Source organism: Bradyrhizobium sp. USDA 241, assembly GCF_049739505.1.
Lineage (GTDB): Bacteria > Pseudomonadota > Alphaproteobacteria > Rhizobiales > Xanthobacteraceae > Bradyrhizobium > Bradyrhizobium liaoningense.
The window spans coordinates 3465322-3482176 of sequence record NZ_JBMGPZ010000005.1 but is presented as its reverse complement, the minus strand read 5'-3'; the positions used below and the strand labels follow the sequence as shown (position 1 = coordinate 3482176).

Genomic DNA, 16855 nt, shown 5'->3' with positions numbered 1-16855 from the left:
ATTTTCTGCCTGACAGCGGCGAGGATTCTTGCTGCGAATCAGGAGCGAAGATGACGAAGAAGAGCCGCCGGACGCATTCTCCGGCATTCAAGGCGAAGGTTGCTTTGGCTGCGGTCAAAGGCGACAAGACACTGGCGGAGCTGGCGCAACTGTTTGATGTTCATCCGAACCAGATCACGATCTGGAAAAACCAGCTCCTGGAAGGCGCCGCCGGCGTGTTTGGGCATGACAAGACATCGGCCGAGACGCCGGTCGATTTGAAGGCGTTACATGCCAAGATCGGCGAGCTGGCGTTGGAAAACGATTTTTTGTCCGGCGCGCTCACCAAGGCGGGCCTGCTGAGCGCAAAGCGATGATCGACCGCGATCATGATCTTTCTATCGTGCGCCAGGCGAAGGTCCTGAAGCTGGCTCGCAGCACGGTCTACTATGAACCTCGGCCAGTTTCGGCCGAGGACCTTGCCTTGATGCGTCGGCTCGATGAGCTGCATCTCGATTATCCCTTCGCGGGAGCGCGTATGCTGCGATCGTTGCTGCGGCGGGAGGGCGTATACGCCGGTCGCCGCCACATCGCGACGCTGATGAAGCGCATGGGGATCGAGGCGGTCTATCGTCGCCCGAACACGAGCAAGCCGGCTCCGGGTCACAAGATCTACCCGTACCTGTTGCGCGGATTGAAGATCGAGCGGCCCGACCATGCGTGGGCAATGGACATCACCTACATTCCGATGCGGCGTGGCTTCGTCTATCTCGCGGCGGTCGTCGATGTGTTCAGCCGACGGGTCCTGGCCCATCGCGTCTCGATCACAATGGAGGCGGCCTTCTGCGTCGAAGCGGTCCAGGAGGCGTTGGCGAAGCACGGCAGGCCCGAGATTTTCAACACGGATCAGGGCAGCCAGTTCACCAGCCTCGAGTTCACCGATGTGCTGCTGGACGCGAAGATCGCCATCAGCATGGACGGCAAGGGCGCCTGGCGCGACAACGTGTTTGTCGAGCGGCTCTGGCGCACGGTCAAATACGAAGAAGTATATCTCCGCGCCTACGACAGCGTGTCCGAGGCGCGAGCGTCAATTGCCAAGTATCTGGCCTTCTACAATCAGGGACGCCCTCACTCGAGCCTTGACGGGCGCACGCCCGACGAGGCTTACTTCGGCACGCAAGCTATGGTGATGGCCGCATGACCGTCGCCGACGGTTTTGTCGTCGCTCTGGTCGGGCTACGCCCTCCCGACGCAACGACAAAACCGTAAAGCCCCGCGTTCAGCATAACCCGGCAGGAATCCACTTAAATCCAGCGGGGCGCTGTCCAAACAACCGGGGCCAGCTCTCAGCTTCCGCCGCTGGCAGGTCGACATTCCACAGCTGATGAAGGGCAGCCATTCGTTGATGGTCCGCTGCACGAACACCGCCGGCGACAGTCAACCGGCAGCATCGAACTGGAACACCAGCGGCTTCATGCGCAACGTCGTCGAGACGGTCCAACTCACCGCGATCTAGGAGCAACACCATGCGTCACCTCATCTTCGTCGTCGGCACCTCGTTCGCCGCTCTGCTGGCATCCACGCCGGCGTGGCCGGCCCCCGCAATTTCCTCCACGACCGTGGAGCTTCCGGCGGGCGACGCGCTTTTTCCCGGTGGACCCGAAGCGGATGCCATCAACAACAACTGCCTGGCTTGCCATTCGGCAGACATGGTGCTGAACCAGCCGGCCTTGCCCAGGTCCACCTGGGAATCCGAGGTGCACAAGATGATCAAGGTCTATGGAGCTCCCGTCGAGGACAGCGACGTGCCCGCGATCGTCGACTATCTTGCCAAGGTCAAAGGAAGCGGCCAGTGAATCTCGGCGGCGCTGACAAGCGCTGCTGAACGGATGAGATCAGGACGTTCTTTCAAGCCGACCACCGCTGAATCTCCCGCCTGAGAAGCGGGCTTCAGCGATTCTCATCGATCGGGCTTCTCGCGCACGATCGCGCCAGTCTTGGGATCGGCACGGAATTCCATCTTCTGTCCGTTCTTGACGCCTTCGCCCTCCCACTGGCCATCGTCGGCTTCAAGCTTGGTGACCTCCGAATAGCCCGACTCCATGACTTTGGCCTTCACTTGCTCCATCGGCATCCAGTCGGGTCCGGGTTGATCGGCTCTCGCTGCCGAGCCCATGGCGAGCGAGCCGAGAACCAGAATTGTGGCAAACTTCATCGCGAACCTCCTTTTCGATGAGAGGCTTCAACGGGGGCCATGAATTGATGTTCCTCCACTGCGTCGGTGCGACGCAAACGAGTGAACATCAGCCTTGTTTTCCCCGCTGGACGCATCTGCGCGTGCCGTCAGGCGCCGCGCGATCGGCATCAGCATGTATGGCGCAAGATGAATCGGGAACTGCGTCATCGCGAAATAGAGCCAGGTGGTCGGCGGCAGCGCGCCGGCCGTTGCCGCCAGCATCAGGCCGAGATTGCGCTGTGACACCATCAGGCCGAGCGCCAGCGCGCGCTCATAGCCGATGCGACGGAACAGCAGCGTGGTGATGGCGAGCAGTGTGAAATAGATCGCGAAGGACAGCAGCGCGAGGCCGATGGTGAACACCGGCTGACTCACCAGCTCGCTCGCGACATCCCCCATGACTGCGGACGCGAACACAAACAGGATGATGATGTTGAAGCCATCGATCGGCCGCTTCCGGCGCTGGATCGCCTTCGCGCCGAAGATCCAGCGGATGACGGTCGCGGCCAGCAGCGATGCGGCGAGAATGCCGAGCAGCTTCAGCCCGAGTGCAAGCGGCGAGATGCTGAGCATTCCGTCGAGGAACAGGCCTGCGAACATCGACGCCGTGAAGGGAACGAGCGCGGTCGAGGTCACCAGCGTGACCAGCACCAAGGTGGCATCGAGCCCCATCAGCGCGGCGAGTGCCGGCGAGGCCATCATCGGCGAGGCCATGCCCTGGAGCATCAGCGCGAGAGCAAGGCCGGGCGAGTGGCTCGCCAATCCCGTTGCATGGGCGATCAATCCGACGATCAGCGGCACGCCGATCGTGGTCCAGGCCGTGGCCGCCGCGACCAGCGCCGGCCTGCGGAGATGGCTGTAGAGCGCCGCCAGATCGACCCGCATGAAGGAGATGCAGAGCAGAAGGAAAATCGCCTCGGTGACATAGGGGCGCAGCAGCGCGCCGAGCGGCGGCACCGCGACTGCGATGAAGACGACGGCGGCGACCGCGCGGGTGCCCTGGCTGCCGAGCCATGTCAGTCCGCGCAGGGGAAGAGCGAGGATGGGTTGAAGAACGGAAGGCATGCGGGAGGGGTCAGCCCAATCCCTTCAACCAGACGCCGATCTCGCTCACCGCGACGTTCGCCTGTCGTAACAGCCTTCCCATGGTGAAGAAGCCGTGGAACTGGCCGGGGAAGTGCTTGTAGGTCACGGGCACGCCGGCCTGCCTGAGGCGCTCGGCATATTCGTCGCCCTCGTCGCGCAGGGGATCGGCGCCGGCGGTCAGCACGTAGGCGGGGGGCAGGCCGGCAAGGTTCTGCGCGCGCGCCGGCGAGGCGCGCCAGTCGTGGATGTCGGCGGCGCCATTGAGGTAGTGGTCGCGGAACCATCGGATCACCGAATGGGTCAGCAGCACGCTGGTCTCGGGCTCGCTGTGGGAGTCGTGCGTCATGGCGAAATCGGTCGCCGGATAGATCAACACCTGGCCCGCGAGCGCGGGGCCGCCAGCGTCACGCGCGGCGAGCGCCACGACCGCGGCGAGATTGCCGCCGGCGCTGTCGCCGCCGATGGACAGGCGCGAGGCGTCGACGCCGAGGTCGCGCGCATGCGCGGCGATCCATTTGGTCGCGGCGATCGCGTCATCGGCGGCGGCGGGAAACTTGTGCTCGGGCGCGAGGCGGTAGTCGACCGAGATCACGATTAGTGCGCCTTCGGCCGCGAGCTGGCGGCAGACGACGTCGTGGGAATCGAGATCGCCGATCACCCAGCCGCCGCCATGGAAGAACACCAGCGCCGGCGACAGGCCGTCGTTCTGGCGCGGTTCCTTGGGCACGTAGAGGCGGGCGGGGATCGTCCCGTGCGGTGCCGGTATCGCCAGCGGCGTGACGCGTGCGAGCTCCGGCGCGTCAGGGTTGGTGGCAAATCGCGCCTGCGAATAATAGGCGCGTGCTTCGTCCGCGGTCAGGGTCTCGTAGGCGGGGCGGCCGGCCTCCTGGAAGGCCTTATAGACGGCGACGGCGTCTGGATCGAGCACAACGGGCATGAAGGGGGACCTTGGAGTTTCCGGTTATCGTTGGATGGTATTTTCGGGGCAATGCCCGCGTTCGGCCCTGGGAGGGCTCATGACTATCCCATCCGGGAGCTGGCCTGGCCAGACCGCGCCGGGAAGGGCAGGGATGCCGCCCTTCCCCCGCCGTATTCCCCGTGTTAACCGGAGGCCTGCGAGCGGCGGTATCCCCTGTAAAATGTCCAACGAGCCCGATTCGCTGTTGAAGCCGCGCGAGATGTTCAAAACCTTTTCCCTGACAGGCCTTGCGGCACTGCTGGCTGCCACCGCGCTGACCGTTGCGACGCCGGCCCAGGCGCAGATCGGCACGATCTTTTCGGATCCGCCGCCGCTGCGGCCGCCCGGCAGCATTCCGCGCGGCCAGCCGCAGCCGCAGGTCCCCGAGGACGACGAAGAGGTACCGGAGCTGCCGCCGCAGGGCCGCGTGCTGCCGTCGCGGCCGATGGCGCCGCCGCCGGGCCGCCAAGGTAACGTGATGCCGGGGCCGGTCGAGAGCCAGCCGCTGGCGCCGCCGCCCGGCTCGACCGTGGCGCCGCCAAACCAGCTGCCGTCCACCGCGATCGCGCCGCCCAGTCCGCAAGGTGCGCCTGGTCAGCGCCAGCCCCAGCAGAAGGGTGCGCCGGGCACGGTCCCGCAGACCCCGGCAAGCCTCCAGCCGGGCGACGAGGTCGTGACCGAGCCGCCGGCCCAGAAGATCGTGAACAAGAAGGCGACCTTCTCCGGCCTCGACAAGATCACCGGGCGCATCATCAATTTCGACGAGGAGATCGGCGAGACCGTCCAGTTCGGTGCGCTGAGGGTCAAGACCGACGCCTGCTATACGCGGCCGGCGACGGAGGCCACCAACACCGACGCCTTCGTCGAGGTCGACGAGATCACCTTGCAGGGCGAGGTGAAGCGCATCTTCTCGGGCTGGATGTATGCGGCAAGCCCGGGCCTGCACGGCGTCGAGCATCCGATCTACGACATCTGGCTGACCGACTGCAAAGAGCCGCAGCAGACCATTGCAACCGCGGCACCGGATCCTGCGACCAAGCCGGCAGCTCCGCCGCCCGCGCAGAAGAAGGCTGCGCCCAAGCAGGCCGTGCAGCAGCGTCCGCCGCAGCCCTTGCCGCCACCGCCGCAGCAGCAACCGGCTCCGCCACCACCGCCGCCGGAGCAGCGGCCAGGTCTGTTCGGTATCCCCGGGTTCGGCCGCTAAGATCGAGCCCTGCTGTCGATCATTGCCGCGAGGCGATGATCTCGAGCGCGCGTGCGCCGGGGATCGCTTCGCGTTCGGAGAGCCTCAGGAAATCGCCGGGTTCGCCCGCCAGCGCCTTGTCGAGCAGCGCCGTATAGCGGCGCCGCGAAATCTCGACCGCGCCGAAGCTCTTCAGATGCTCGGTGACATATTGGGTGTCGAGCAGCTCGAAGCCGCCATAGATGAGCCGCGCGACCAGATGCACCAGCGCGACCTTCGAGGCATCGCGCGCGGTGTGGAACATGCTCTCGCCGAAGAAGGCCCGTCCGAGGCTCACGCCGTACAGCCCGCCGACGAGGTCGTCGCCCTGCCAGGCCTCGACGCTGTGGCAATGGCCGAGCTCGAAGAGGCCGCCATAGAGGTCGCGGATTCGCTTGTTGATCCAGGTGTCCTCGCGTCCGGCCTGCGGCGCGGCGCAGCCGGCGATCGTCGCCTTGAAGGCGGTGTTGACGGTCACGCGAAAGGCGTCGGACCGTATGGTGCGCGCGAGCCGCGAGGCGACGCGAAAACCATCGAGCGGGATGACGCCGCGCAATTCCGGCTCGACCCAGAACAGGGTCGGATCATCGGCGCTTTCCGCCATCGGGAAGATGCCGCAGGCATAAGCGCGCAGCAGCACGGCCGGCGTGATTTCAGACGGGGCGGAGTCGCGCGAAGTCATGGCTTGCCATCATAGCAGGATCGCAATGCGGTTGCGATGGGTGGCGCAACCCGGCGCGAGGTCAGCTCGCGGCGGCGGTGCTGGTCTTGCCGGGGGCTGCGGGCACGCGGCCGAACTTCAGCACGACCCGGGTTCCGGTATGCGCGGGATCGCGCTCGACCGAGGCATCGAGCTTGGAGGCCATGGCGGCGACGATGCGCTGGCCCATGCCGGTGGAGCGCGGATCGGCCTTGACGTTGTCGCCGACGCCATCGTCGGTGATCGAGAGCAGGAGATCGTCGCCCTCCGAGACCAGCTCGACATGGATCGGGCCGGCGCCGTCGGGATAGGCGTATTTCACCGCGTTCATCACCAGCTCGTTGACGATGATGCCGACGGCGACCGCACGGTCCGGATCGATCTCGATCGGCTCGGCCTTCAGCGTCAGGCGCGACATCCGGTTGCCTTCGGCCGAGCGGCGGAGATCCTCGAGCAGCGAGTCCAGATACTGATTCAGGACCACGCTTTTCAGGTCCTGCGAGGTGTAGAGGCGGCGGTGCACCTGCGCGACCGCGGCGACGCGGCCCATCGCATTGGTCAGCGCCGCCTTGACCTCGTCCTGCGCGGCGGAGCTCGCCTGAAGGTGCAGCAACGAGGCGATGATCTGGAGCGAATTGCCGACGCGGTGGTTGACCTCGCGCAGCAGGAGCTCGCGTTCGGCGGCGAGCGCCGCGTAGCGGTCGCGCGAGGCGTGGATCTCGGCTTCGGCTTCCTCGCGCGCCCTCTGCAGCGCGGCCTGGCGCAGCGCGCCTTCGGCGGCGACGTGGAGGAGCGGGATGAAGTCGCCCTGGACGTCCTTCACCAGATAGTCGGCCGCACCCGCCTTCAGCGCGGTGACCGCGATGCTGGAGTCCTGCGAGGCGGTGACGAATACGACCGGCGGCGCGTCCGGGATCGCCATGATCTGCTCGAGCGTCTCCAGCCCGTCGAGGCCCGGCATGTACTGGTCGAGTGCAACGACGTCGATTCCGCCTTCGGCGCTGGCACGGCGGATGCGCTCGAGACCTTCCTCGCCGCTCGCGGCGTGAACGACCCTGTAGCCGCGCCGCGTCAGGCCGCGGTCGACTAGGCGCGCCAGCGCGCCGTCGTCGTCGATGTAGAGCAGTGTCGGCGTGGGCTGGTTCATGTGGCGGCGGGCGGGACCTGGATGACCGAGAAGAACAGCCCGAGCTGCCGGATGGCGTTGGCGAAATTCTCGTAGTTGACGGGCTTGGTGATGTAGACGTTGCAGCCGAGCTCGTAGCAGCGCTTGATTTCCTGGGAATCGTCGGTGGTGGTCAGCACCACCACGGGCGAGGCCTTCAGATATTTGTTCTCCTTGATCTGCTTCAGGATGTCGATCCCGGTCATGTCGGGGAGGTTGAGATCGAGCAGGATCAAGAGCGCATTGCCCTTCTGAACCAGCCCGGAGCGGTCGGCACCAAACAGGTGCATCATCGCGTCCGTGCCGTTCTGGAAGGAGACGATCTCGTTGTTGACGCCGGAGCGGCGGATATTGCGCTCGATCAGGCGGGCGTGGCCCTCGTCGTCCTCGATCATGATGATGGTGACAGGCTGGGTCATCGATCTGTGTTCCGGTTGCTCACATTCCAGGCGATCGGCAGCGTGATCGTGAAGGTGCTGCCTGCGTTCAGTTCCGATGATACCGACATGGTGCCGCCGAGGCGACGCACAAGTGCACGGACATGCGCAAGACCGATGCCCTGGCCGGGCTTGTCCTGGGTTCCCGCGCGGCGGAACAGGTCGAATATCCGCTGGTGATCCTTCGGATCGATCCCGCGGCCGTTGTCGCTGATCTCGAAGATAGCGTAGCCGAGCTTGGTGCGCCCGCGGATTCTGATCTCGCCGGGCATGCCGGGCTTGAGATATTTGACCGCATTGTCGATCAGGTTCGAGAAGATCTGCTCGAGGGCGAGACGGTCGCTCACGAAGTCTGGCAGGGGCTCGAGGTGGATCTCGGCCTGCGCCTCGGCCGCCTGGTGCGCCAACGTCGAGACGATGGCCTCGATCAGCTCGCGCGTGTCGATCTTCACCGGCTGGAATTCGCGCCGGCCCTCGCGCGTGAGGTTGAGGATGGCCGAGATCAGCCGGTCCATCTTGGCGATCGACGTCTTGATAAAGGCGAGCGCTTCGGAAAAATCCTCCGAAAGCTGCTTGTCGGCGCCATCGAGCGCGATCTCGCCCGGCCCGGCGGGGGCCAGCGGTGCGCCCTCCGCAGAGACATGAGTGAGGCTGCTGATGCGGCGGAAGATGTCGCCGCCGAGCTCCTCAAGTTCGCTGGTGAAGCCCATGATGTTGACGAGCGGCGAGCGCAGATCGTGGCTGACGATATAGGCAAAGCGCTGGATCTCGTCGTTGGCTTCGCGCAGGTCTGCCGTGCGTTCGTCGACGACGGCCTCCAGATTGACGTTGGCATCGCGCAGGCGTGCTTCGGCTTCGTCCCGGGCGCGGGCCGACCGCCGCACCAGCCAGATCGAGAGCATCGCCAGCACCACCACGAGGCCGGAGCCGATGCCGGTCATCGACGCGGCGAGGGTCTGGCTGCGGTCGGAATTGGCAGTGCGGAGGCGGAACAGGCGCTCCTCCTCCTGGATCATCGCGTTCGCGACGGTGGCGATCCTCGTCGTGGTGTCCTGGGCTGCGGCCTCGCGCACCATTGCCGCGGCCTTGTCCGGCTGGCCCTGCTGGATGAAGACCATTTCCTGCGCGAACTGGCTGAGGCGGATTTCGATCGCCGCGCTCAGCTTTTCGACGTTCTCGCGTTGCGCTGGATTGTCGCCGCTCAGGCGCGTCAGCTTGTCGAGGGCGGGGATGATCGCCGACACGGCCTTTTCATGGTCGACCCTGAAATTCTCCCCCTGCGTCAGGAGGTAGCCGCGAGCGCCGCTCTCTGCGCGCCGGACCTCGAGCAACAGGGTGTTGACCTGGTTCTCCACCTCGATGGTGTGAACCACCCATTTGCTGTCTTCCCGCGCCTTGTTGACGAGATAGACGGAGCCGGCGCTGATCACGGTCAGCACCGAAAGGCCCGCCGCGAACAGCAGGATCTGCCAGAATGCGCGCCGTCGCTGGCCTTCAGCCGTCACGGCGGTTCACCTGTCTGCGTTCAATGGAATTCAAGACGCCCCCTTTGGAACTAGCCCCAACCGTCCAGAACGCGATTGGGGCCAAAGGGTTCCATAAGAGGAGGACTAACCCGCTTCGGGTTCCGGCTTGCCGGCGAGGTACTGCTCCAGCCAATGGATGTGGTAGTCGCCGTTGATGATGTCGTCTTCGCGCACCAGTGCACGGAACAGCGGCAGCGTGGTCTCGATGCCTTCAACCACCATCTCGTCCAGCGCCCGGCGCAGCCGCATCAGGCATTCGGCGCGGGTCTTGCCGTGCACGATCAGCTTGCCGACGAGTGAATCGTAATAAGGCGGGATCGTGTAGCCCTGATAGACGGCGGAATCGATCCGGACGCCGAGGCCGCCGGGCGGATGATATTGCAGGATCCGGCCAGGCGAGGGGCGGAAGGTCTGCGGATTCTCGGCGTTGATGCGGCACTCGATCGCGTGGCCGATGACCTGGATTTCGTCCTGCCTGGCGGGCAGGTCGCCGCCGGCGGCGATGCGGATCTGCTCCAGCACGAGGTCGATGTCGGTGATGCTCTCGGTGACGGGATGCTCGACCTGGATGCGGGTGTTCATCTCGATGAAGTAGAACTCGCCGTCCTCGAACAGGAACTCGATGGTGCCGACACCGAGATATTTCATCTCGCGCATCGCTTTCGCGCAGGTCTCGCCGATCCTGGCCCGCGCCGCGGCGGACAGCACGGGCGAGGGGCCTTCCTCCCAGACCTTCTGGTGACGGCGCTGCAGCGAGCAGTCGCGCTCGCCGAGATGGATCGCGCCGCCGCGGCCGTCGCCGAGGATCTGGATCTCGATGTGGCGCGGCTTCTGGAGATATTTTTCCAGATAGACGGACGCATCGCCAAAGGCGGACCTGGCCTCGTTGGCCGCCGTCGACAGCGCCAGCTGGAGGTCGGCCTCGCTGTGCGCGACCTTCATGCCGCGGCCGCCGCCGCCGGCCGCCGCCTTCACCAGCACCGGGAAGCCGATCTTCCTGGCGATCGCCATCGCGTCGTCATCGGGGCCGACCGCGCCATCGGAGCCGGGCACCACGGGAATGCCGAGGCGCTTCGCCGTCTTCTTGGCCTCGATCTTGTCGCCCATCAGGCGGATGTGCTCGGCCTTCGGGCCGATGAAATGCAGATTGTGCTCGGCGAGGATTTCCGCAAAGCGCGCGTTCTCGGAGAGGAAGCCGTAACCGGGATGCACGGCATCGGCGCCCGTGATCTCGCAGGCCGCGAGCAGCGCGGGTACGTTGAGATAGCTGTCCTTGGATGAAGGCGGCCCGATGCACACGCTCTCGTCCGACAGCCGCACATGCATGGCGTCGGCGTCGGCCGTGGAGTGCACGGCGACGGTCGCGATCCCGAGCTCCTTGCAGGCCCTGAGGATGCGAAGGGCGATCTCGCCGCGATTGGCTATGAGGATCTTGTCGAACATGGTGCCTCAGCGGGCGAATAGGGAGTAGCGAATGGCGAGTGGCGAATAGCGAGCAGCGATTGGTGACACCATTCGCTATTCGCTACTCCCCATTCGCCTACTCGATGATCACCAGCGGCTCGCCGTACTCGACCGGCTGGCCATCCTCGACCAGGATCTGCGTCACCGTGCCGGCGCGCGGCGAAGGGATCTGGTTCATCGTCTTCATGGCTTCGATGATCAGCAGCGTCTGGCCGACCGAGACCTTGGTGCCGACCTCGATGAACGGCTTTGCGCCCGGCTCCGGCGCCCAATAGGCGGTGCCGACCATCGGCGAGGTCACGGCGCCGGGATGCTTCGACAGATCGGAAGCGGCAGTGGCGGTCGCGCTTGCAGCCGCCGTCATGGCGGCAGGAGCGGCCGCCACCGGCAGCGGCATGGTCGCGGCCACGCTGATGTTGCGGGCGACGCGCAGGCGCAGCCCCGCCCGCTCGATCTCGATCTCGGTCAGGCTGGTCTCATCGAGCAGCAAGGCAAGCTCGCGGATGAGCGCCGAATCCTCGCTGGAAAACTTTGCGGCTGCTTTGTCGTCTGGCTGGCGCGCCATGTTGTTTGATCCGAATGTTCTGTTGGAAGGGAGCGTCAGGCGTTGGGCTTGATGCCGAGCTTGGCGGCAAGGCCCTGAATGGCGAGGCGGTAGCCTTCGATGCCGAAACCGCAGAGCGAGGCGAAGGCCGCGCGTGCGGTGTAGGAATGGTGACGAAAGCTCTCGCGGGCATGGATGTTGGTCACGTGCACCTCGACCGTCGGGATCTGCACCGCGAGCAGTGCGTCGTGCAGCGCGATGGAGGTGTGGGAATAGCCGCCGGCATTGATGACGATGCCCTTCATCTTGCGCCGGTGCGCCTCATGGATGAAGTCGATCAGCTCGCCTTCGCGGTTGGACTGCCGGCAGTCGGCCTTCAGGCCGAAGGTCGCCGCTGTCTCCCGGCACAGCGCCTCGACGTCGGCCAGCGTCGCATGACCATACTTTTCGGGCTCGCGCGTCCCCAGCATGTTGAGGTTCGGCCCGTTCAGGACGAGGATCGTGTCGGTTGCAGGTTCGGCCATTCCAATCCCGGAAGAGGTGTTTCGGCGTGGCGGGGTTATAGGTAACAAAGCGCGTGAGGGGAAGCCTCGAAGGGCCTCAGGGGCGGGTTCAGGTACCTCACCCAGTGCGCAAAAATCTGTGCGGAAACTACGGAAATTGCTTGTTAACCAGTCCGAAGCATGGCTGCGGGCCGAATGCAAAGGGGCGGGCATTGCTGCCCGCCCCCGAAGTTGCCGCTGTCCTGCCTTAGACGTTCAGGACCGCCACGATCTCGTAGGTGTCCGGATCGATGATCACGATCTCATCGCGGACCAGGACGTACCTGTAGCTCCGCCACTCCGGATAAATGCTCACGACCCGCGACGGCAGGGCGTGCAGCGTAATGCCCTCCCGCGGGATGCGGGTGCCGACCGAGATCGAGAAGTTCACGTTCGTCACCGGAGCGACGCGCTGCTCGCGGATCACCGACGTGATCTGCGTCCGCTGCTCGGTCGAGAGCTTTGCAGCGGCACCGGCCTGGCCGACCGTGGTCGAGCTCTGGCCCTGCGCATTCTGGTTGGTGCCGGTGCCCGGCCGGTTCTCGGCGTTGTTGGTCGAGGTGCCGCTCTTGCTGCCCTCAGCCTTCATGTCCTTCTGGTCCTTGCTGCCGGACTTGCTGGTGTCCTGGCTCATGCTCTTGGACTTGTCCTGCTGGGACTTGTCCATTTGACCCTGCGCGCGATCGTCGGTGCGCTGGCCCTTGGTGGCGCCGGCCTTGTCCTCGGCCGCGTTCTTGTTCATCGCGCCGCCCGGGCGCTCGTCCTTCATCGCACCGGACTTGTCTTCCGAGGCGCGATCGGACTTCATCGTGCTGGAGCCGCCGGCCTGGCCGACAGTACCCTTGTCATGGCTCATGGAATCGCGACCCATCGAGCCACCGCGCTCCGCGGCGCCGCCGGAAGGCTGCGATTGCTGCATCTGCTGCGAGCCACCGGCGCTGCCACCGCTGTCGCGGCCCATGGTGCCCTGTGCGTTTGCCAGACCGGTCCCCGCGACGAGTGCGACTGCGGCAACCGAGATCATAAAGCGGTTCAACATCGAAATTCTCCTCACGTGTTTCTTGCGTCATTGCCCGCGCCGACAACGAAAGGAGATTTGAGTTGTTCCGGAACTTCGTCTGTTCCGCGGCATTTGTTTGTTGAACGCCAGATGAACGACTTCGCACGAAGACGCCAACGTTTGGCGCGCGAAAAAAAAGAGGCCGGCTCTTCAGCCGGCCCTTTGCATGCACGAGTTGTGCAAGGCGCGATCAGCAAGTCGCCTTCAGCAAGTCGCCTTGCCGCAGCGGGCGATGCCGATCTTTTCCCTGAGGCCTTCGACACCGACGGCGCCGATCACGATCTGCTTGCCGATGACGTAGCTCGGCGTGCCGTTCATGCCCATCGCTTCGGCAAGCTTGAAGTTCTCCTCGATGGTGGCGCGCACCTCGGGGCTGGCGATGTCCTTCTCGATTCGAGCCGTGTCGAGGCCGGCTTCCTTCGCCGCCTGAATCGCGCGCGCCTTGTCGGCGGCGCCCCGGCCGCCGAGCAGTCTCTGGTGGAAGTCGAGATATTTCTTGCCCGAGGGATCCTGCATGCGCACCGCGACTGCGACCTGGGCCGCTTCGACCGACCCCTGGCTCAGCACCGGAAACTCTTTCAGCACGACCTTCAGCTTCGGATCGCTCTTCATGAGAGTGAGCATGTCGTCCATGGCGCGCTTGCAGTAGCCGCAATTGTAGTCGAAGAACTCGACGAAGGTGACGTCGCCGTCCTTGTTGCCGAGCACAACCTGGCGCGGCGAGTTGAAGATCGCATCGGCATTCTGCGCGATGCTGGCCTCGTGCTTCTGCGTTTCGGCCGCGGCCTGACGCTTGCTGAGCTCGGCCATGGCCTCCTCGAGCACCTCGGGATGGCTGACGAGGTAGTTCTTGATGATGGCCTCGATGTCGGTGCGCTGGGCATCGGAGAAGCTGTCGGCCGACGCGGGCACGGCTGCGCCGAACATGGCGAGCGCGAACAATGCGGGAGCAAGCAGGCGCAGCGAAGGCATAGGTAAATCCTCTTATCCAAAGCAGGTTTCGATAAACGTCCCGGCGGACTTAAGCTCGGTGTCGTGACGTCGTGGTATCGGGCGTCGTTCGAGTTGCGTCAGTTGCGCGGCGGCTTCGCCGCCACGATGTCGTCGGCCTTGACCCATCCGGGCGTGCCGATGGCGAAACGGGTTTTCGCGCGCGTTGCTAGCTCGCGGGCGGTCTTGTTGTCGCCGCGCAAGTAAGCGGCCTGGGCCGAGGCGAGATCTGCCTCGGCGTAATCTCCCTTCCGGCCATAGGCCATTGCGAGCTGGGTATAACCGAGCGATGCCTCGGGCTCTCGAGCTACCGCAGCGCGGAGAATCCGAACGGCATCGTCGGTGTAGGCTTTATTATCGGTTCCAACCAGAGCCTGCCCAAGTAACATCTCGATGAGGGGGGCATTGTTCGAGAGCTGCGCTGCCTTGCGCAGGGGAGCGATCGCTTCGCCCGGCTTGCCGCTCTCCAAAAGCGCCTGGCCGCGCACTTCGTAGAAGTACGGGTTGTTCGGCTGAACCTGGATCAGCGCGTCGATCTGAGTGAGCGCGCTGCGCAAATCCCCGTGCAGATAGGTGCTGATGGCGCGGGCATACCGCGCCGGCAGGCTGTCGTTGGTCTGGGGATAGCGGCGGTACACCGTCTCCGGCCGCTCCATGAAGGCTGATATCTTGGCGCGGACCATGTCGTGCCGGAGCTGAAGCGCGGGATCGTCCTTCTTGCTCCAGTATGGGCTGGTGCCTGCGAATTCCTGGAGTGCGGCGACGCGCTCGGCCGGCATCGGATGCGACTGGAGATAGGGATCGGCGCCGCGCGAAGCGAACAGGCTCTCGCTGGTGAAGCGCTTGAAGGTCTCGTACATGCCCTTCGGCGATTGCTGGGTCGCAGTCAGGAATTTCACGCCGGCGCGGTCGGCGTTCTCCTCCTGCTGGCGCTGGTAGGATAGCAGCGTACGGCGGATCATCTCCTGCGGAGCGGCGATCGCGGCTGCGCCGGCATTGGCCAGCCCGTTGTTGCCGGCGCTCGAGCTGCGGGTGCTGCCGGCGGCGATCGCGCCGGCGCCGAGCAGCATCGCAATGATCATCTGGGTCTGGGCCGTGGCGAGCTGCTCGCGCAGCTTGGACAGGTGACCGCCGGCCAGATGTCCGGTCTCGTGCGCGAGCACGCCGATGATTTGGTTCGGCGTCTCCGACTGGAGGATCGCGCCCCAATTGACGAAGATGCGGCGGCCGTCCGCGACGAACGCGTTGAACGAGCCGTCGTTGATGATCACCATCTGGATGTTCTGCTTCTCCAGACCCGCGACGCGCAGGATCGGACGGGTGTATTCGCGCAGCAGCTGCTCGGTCTCGGTGTCGCGCAGGACCGGCGGCCCCTTGGCCTGTGCCCGCGCGGCCGAGAACGGCGTCAGCGCGATGGCCGCAGCCGTGACGAGGGCGGTGAGAGCGGAGGCCTTCTGGCGCAATGCGATCCTGAGCAACATCGAGCGGTCTGGGTCAAACGGTCTTGGTCAGCAGTTTCGTGATTGGTTTGGCGATTGGCGGCGGACCGGATCCGCGATATGCCCCTTGTGAGCCGTGCCCTTTATGAGCCGTACAATACGGCCAGTCTGGGGCGCAAGCGCCCTGTTTTCCGGACCGGACGGATCCGGTCCGCCAGCGAATAGCAGAAATCGATGCACGATGCGACCTTGAGGAACCGGTTGGGGCAGTGGCTCGAGCCCTCCCGCCGCAGCGATGTTCCCCCGTTCATGGTGATGGACGTCATGGCGGCGGCAGCCCGAATCGAGGCCGCCGGTGGTCGTGTCATCCATATGGAGGTCGGCCAGCCCGCGGCCGGCGCGCCCAGGACCGCGATCGCAGCCGCTCATGCGGCGCTCGAGGCCGGACGGATCGATTATACCTCCGCGCTTGGCATCCCCAGCCTGCGCGAGCGCATCGCGCGCCATTATCGCGACACGTACCGCTGCGACGTCAGCCCCGAGCGGATCGTGGTGACCACAGGTTCCTCGGGCGGTTTCATCCTGGCTTTCCTGTCGATGTTCGAGCCCGGCGATCGCGTCGCCGTGACGGTGCCGGGCTATCCACCGTACCGTCATATCCTCACCGCGCTCGGCTGCGAGCCGGTGCTGATCGAGACCACGAACGAGACGCGCCACGCGCTCACCGGTGAGGCGCTCATCGCCGCCCATCGCAGGGCGCCGCTGAAGGGCGTGCTGGTCGGCAGCCCGGCCAATCCGACGGGCACGATGATGTCCCGCGAAGCGCTCGCCGGTCTCATCGCGGCCGCGGAAGACGCTGGCATCCGTTTCATCTCGGATGAGATCTATCACGGGCTCGACTACGCATTTCCAGCCGTGACGGCGGCGGCGCTGTCCGAGCACGCACTCGTGATCAACTCGTTCTCGAAGTATTTTTGCATGACGGGCTGGCGCGTCGGCTGGATGGTCGTGCCCGAGATCCTGGTGCGGCCGATCGAGCGGCTCCAGCAGAACCTCTCGATCTCGGTGCCGTCGCTGTCGCAGATCGCGGCAGAGGCTGCCTTCGACGGCGCGGCCGAGATGGAGGAGATCAAGCACGGCTATCAGGAAAACCGGCGTATCCTGATCGATGGATTGCCCAAGGCCGGACTGACGAGATTCCTGCCCGCCGATGGCGCCTTCTATCTTTACGCCGACGTCTCGGATTTCACCCCGGACAGTTTCGAGTTCGCCAAGCAAATGCTGGAGCTGGCACGCGTGGCGGCAACGCCCGGCGTCGATTTCGATCCCATCCATGGCCGTTCATTCATACGGTTTTCCTATGCCCGCTCGCCCGACGAGATGCGAGAGGCAGTTGACCGGATTGCTGAATGGCTTAAATAACTGCGCCAGTTTTCTTCAGCCTTCCGGAGTTCAACTTGTCAGACCGTTCCGTCCCGTCCGCCGCTGCGCCACATTCCTCTCTCGC

At 65.0% G+C, this 16855-nt stretch carries 18 protein-coding genes; 5 read left to right on the top strand and 13 right to left on the bottom strand.

The window, feature by feature from the left end; translation table 11 throughout:
• Positions 1 to 50 precede the first annotated feature (50 nt).
• From ABIF91_RS38655 to ABIF91_RS38645, 3 genes are all read left to right on the top strand, one after another.
• Positions 51 to 1180, top strand: a protein-coding gene (locus tag ABIF91_RS38655; protein ID WP_129557670.1) for an IS3-like element ISRj2 family transposase whose coding sequence is annotated in 2 segments (ribosomal slippage) — positions 51 to 303 and positions 303 to 1180 — 1131 coding nt in all. Because the reading frame shifts where the segments join, the coding sequence is not laid out codon by codon here.
• A 183-nt stretch (positions 1181 to 1363) separates the two neighbouring features.
• A complete protein-coding gene (locus ABIF91_RS38650; protein WP_283805370.1) occupies positions 1364 to 1495 on the top strand; it encodes a hypothetical protein in 132 nt (43 codons plus the stop codon).
• 10 nt (positions 1496 to 1505) lie between these two features.
• Positions 1506 to 1835, top strand: coding sequence for a hypothetical protein (locus ABIF91_RS38645; RefSeq protein ID WP_050995205.1), 330 nt, complete (start codon positions 1506 to 1508; stop codon positions 1833 to 1835).
• A gap of 104 nt (positions 1836 to 1939) precedes the next feature.
• Here the strand turns inward: ABIF91_RS38645 and ABIF91_RS38640 are convergent, their stop codons facing one another.
• From ABIF91_RS38640 to ABIF91_RS38630, 3 genes are read right to left on the bottom strand one after another with little or no spacing between them, the layout of a single operon-like run.
• The gene (locus ABIF91_RS38640; protein ID WP_028177204.1) at positions 1940 to 2194 is read right to left on the bottom strand and encodes a PepSY domain-containing protein; all 255 of its coding nucleotides are present in this window, start codon (positions 2192 to 2194) and stop codon (positions 1940 to 1942) included.
• Positions 2195 to 2221: 27 nt separating this feature from the next.
• Positions 2222 to 3280: a Na+-dependent transporter gene (locus tag ABIF91_RS38635; protein WP_051393877.1), complete on the bottom strand. Its 1059-nt coding sequence runs from the start codon at positions 3278 to 3280 to the stop codon at positions 2222 to 2224.
• Positions 3281 to 3290: 10 nt separating this feature from the next.
• The gene (locus ABIF91_RS38630) at positions 3291 to 4238 is read right to left on the bottom strand and encodes an alpha/beta hydrolase (RefSeq protein WP_028177205.1); all 948 of its coding nucleotides are present in this window, start codon (positions 4236 to 4238) and stop codon (positions 3291 to 3293) included.
• Positions 4239 to 4440: 202 nt separating this feature from the next.
• On the opposite strand from ABIF91_RS38630, the gene ABIF91_RS38625 reads away from it, so the two are divergent.
• A complete protein-coding gene (locus ABIF91_RS38625; RefSeq protein WP_035695661.1) occupies positions 4441 to 5463 on the top strand; it encodes a DUF2155 domain-containing protein in 1023 nt (340 codons plus the stop codon).
• 19 nt (positions 5464 to 5482) lie between these two features.
• Here ABIF91_RS38625 and aat read toward each other — a convergent pair whose 3' ends face one another.
• The 10 genes from aat to ABIF91_RS38575 form a co-directional block, all read right to left on the bottom strand.
• Entirely contained in the window at positions 5483 to 6163 is a 681-nt protein-coding gene (aat, locus tag ABIF91_RS38620; protein WP_028177207.1) for a leucyl/phenylalanyl-tRNA--protein transferase, read from the bottom strand.
• Positions 6164 to 6224: 61 nt separating this feature from the next.
• Complete coding sequence (locus tag ABIF91_RS38615; RefSeq protein ID WP_028177208.1) at positions 6225 to 7328, bottom strand: sensor histidine kinase; 1104 nt, start codon at positions 7326 to 7328, stop codon at positions 6225 to 6227.
• Positions 7325 to 7765, bottom strand: a complete 441-nt coding sequence (locus ABIF91_RS38610) for a response regulator (RefSeq protein ID WP_028177209.1) — start codon at positions 7763 to 7765, stop codon at positions 7325 to 7327. The genes ABIF91_RS38615 and ABIF91_RS38610 overlap by 4 nt, the downstream gene beginning before the upstream one ends.
• The gene (locus tag ABIF91_RS38605) at positions 7762 to 9288 is read right to left on the bottom strand and encodes a sensor histidine kinase (RefSeq protein ID WP_028177210.1); all 1527 of its coding nucleotides are present in this window, start codon (positions 9286 to 9288) and stop codon (positions 7762 to 7764) included. Before ABIF91_RS38605 ends, ABIF91_RS38610 begins: the two co-directional genes overlap by 4 nt.
• A gap of 105 nt (positions 9289 to 9393) precedes the next feature.
• Positions 9394 to 10752 carry an acetyl-CoA carboxylase biotin carboxylase subunit gene (accC, locus tag ABIF91_RS38600; protein ID WP_028177211.1) on the bottom strand — a complete coding sequence of 453 codons (1359 nt, stop codon included), beginning with the start codon at positions 10750 to 10752 and terminating at the stop codon, positions 9394 to 9396.
• A 97-nt stretch (positions 10753 to 10849) separates the two neighbouring features.
• A complete protein-coding gene (gene accB, locus ABIF91_RS38595; RefSeq protein WP_028177212.1) occupies positions 10850 to 11338 on the bottom strand; it encodes an acetyl-CoA carboxylase biotin carboxyl carrier protein in 489 nt (162 codons plus the stop codon).
• Between the two features lie 35 nt (positions 11339 to 11373).
• The gene (gene aroQ / locus ABIF91_RS38590; protein WP_028177213.1) at positions 11374 to 11841 is read right to left on the bottom strand and encodes a type II 3-dehydroquinate dehydratase; all 468 of its coding nucleotides are present in this window, start codon (positions 11839 to 11841) and stop codon (positions 11374 to 11376) included.
• Positions 11842 to 12067: 226 nt separating this feature from the next.
• On the bottom strand, positions 12068 to 12898 hold the full coding sequence (locus tag ABIF91_RS38585; protein ID WP_028177214.1) for a DUF1236 domain-containing protein: 831 nt from the start codon (positions 12896 to 12898) through the stop codon (positions 12068 to 12070).
• Between the two features lie 225 nt (positions 12899 to 13123).
• The gene (locus ABIF91_RS38580; protein ID WP_028177215.1) at positions 13124 to 13891 is read right to left on the bottom strand and encodes a DsbA family protein; all 768 of its coding nucleotides are present in this window, start codon (positions 13889 to 13891) and stop codon (positions 13124 to 13126) included.
• A 98-nt stretch (positions 13892 to 13989) separates the two neighbouring features.
• On the bottom strand, positions 13990 to 15390 hold the full coding sequence (locus ABIF91_RS38575) for a M48 family metalloprotease (RefSeq protein ID WP_028177216.1): 1401 nt from the start codon (positions 15388 to 15390) through the stop codon (positions 13990 to 13992).
• Positions 15391 to 15582: 192 nt separating this feature from the next.
• Here ABIF91_RS38575 and ABIF91_RS38570 point away from each other — a divergent pair, with 192 nt between their 5' ends.
• Entirely contained in the window at positions 15583 to 16770 is a 1188-nt protein-coding gene (locus tag ABIF91_RS38570; RefSeq protein WP_424579720.1) for a pyridoxal phosphate-dependent aminotransferase, read from the top strand.
• Positions 16771 to 16855 lie beyond the last annotated feature (85 nt).

What these genes read in the sequence shown, in the direction of transcription:
- ABIF91_RS38570 (WP_424579720.1), top strand. Translation starts at nt 15,583, where the DNA reads ATGCACGATGCGACCTTGAGGAACCGGTTGGGGCAGTGGCTCGAGCCC.
- aroQ (WP_028177213.1), bottom strand. Translation starts at nt 11,841, where the DNA reads ATGGCCGAACCTGCAACCGACACGATCCTCGTCCTGAACGGGCCGAAC.
- accB (WP_028177212.1), bottom strand. Translation starts at nt 11,338, where the DNA reads ATGGCGCGCCAGCCAGACGACAAAGCAGCCGCAAAGTTTTCCAGCGAG.
- ABIF91_RS38610 (WP_028177209.1), bottom strand. Translation starts at nt 7,765, where the DNA reads ATGACCCAGCCTGTCACCATCATCATGATCGAGGACGACGAGGGCCAC.
- ABIF91_RS38650 (WP_283805370.1), top strand. Translation starts at nt 1,364, where the DNA reads ATGAAGGGCAGCCATTCGTTGATGGTCCGCTGCACGAACACCGCCGGC.
- ABIF91_RS38645 (WP_050995205.1), top strand. Translation starts at nt 1,506, where the DNA reads ATGCGTCACCTCATCTTCGTCGTCGGCACCTCGTTCGCCGCTCTGCTG.
- ABIF91_RS38580 (WP_028177215.1), bottom strand. Translation starts at nt 13,891, where the DNA reads ATGCCTTCGCTGCGCCTGCTTGCTCCCGCATTGTTCGCGCTCGCCATG.
- ABIF91_RS38625 (WP_035695661.1), top strand. Translation starts at nt 4,441, where the DNA reads ATGTCCAACGAGCCCGATTCGCTGTTGAAGCCGCGCGAGATGTTCAAA.
- ABIF91_RS38615 (WP_028177208.1), bottom strand. Translation starts at nt 7,328, where the DNA reads ATGAACCAGCCCACGCCGACACTGCTCTACATCGACGACGACGGCGCG.
- ABIF91_RS38630 (WP_028177205.1), bottom strand. Translation starts at nt 4,238, where the DNA reads ATGCCCGTTGTGCTCGATCCAGACGCCGTCGCCGTCTATAAGGCCTTC.
- aat (WP_028177207.1), bottom strand. Translation starts at nt 6,163, where the DNA reads ATGACTTCGCGCGACTCCGCCCCGTCTGAAATCACGCCGGCCGTGCTG.
- ABIF91_RS38585 (WP_028177214.1), bottom strand. Translation starts at nt 12,898, where the DNA reads ATGTTGAACCGCTTTATGATCTCGGTTGCCGCAGTCGCACTCGTCGCG.
- accC (WP_028177211.1), bottom strand. Translation starts at nt 10,752, where the DNA reads ATGTTCGACAAGATCCTCATAGCCAATCGCGGCGAGATCGCCCTTCGC.
- ABIF91_RS38635 (WP_051393877.1), bottom strand. Translation starts at nt 3,280, where the DNA reads ATGCCTTCCGTTCTTCAACCCATCCTCGCTCTTCCCCTGCGCGGACTG.
- ABIF91_RS38640 (WP_028177204.1), bottom strand. Translation starts at nt 2,194, where the DNA reads ATGAAGTTTGCCACAATTCTGGTTCTCGGCTCGCTCGCCATGGGCTCG.
- ABIF91_RS38575 (WP_028177216.1), bottom strand. Translation starts at nt 15,390, where the DNA reads ATGTTGCTCAGGATCGCATTGCGCCAGAAGGCCTCCGCTCTCACCGCC.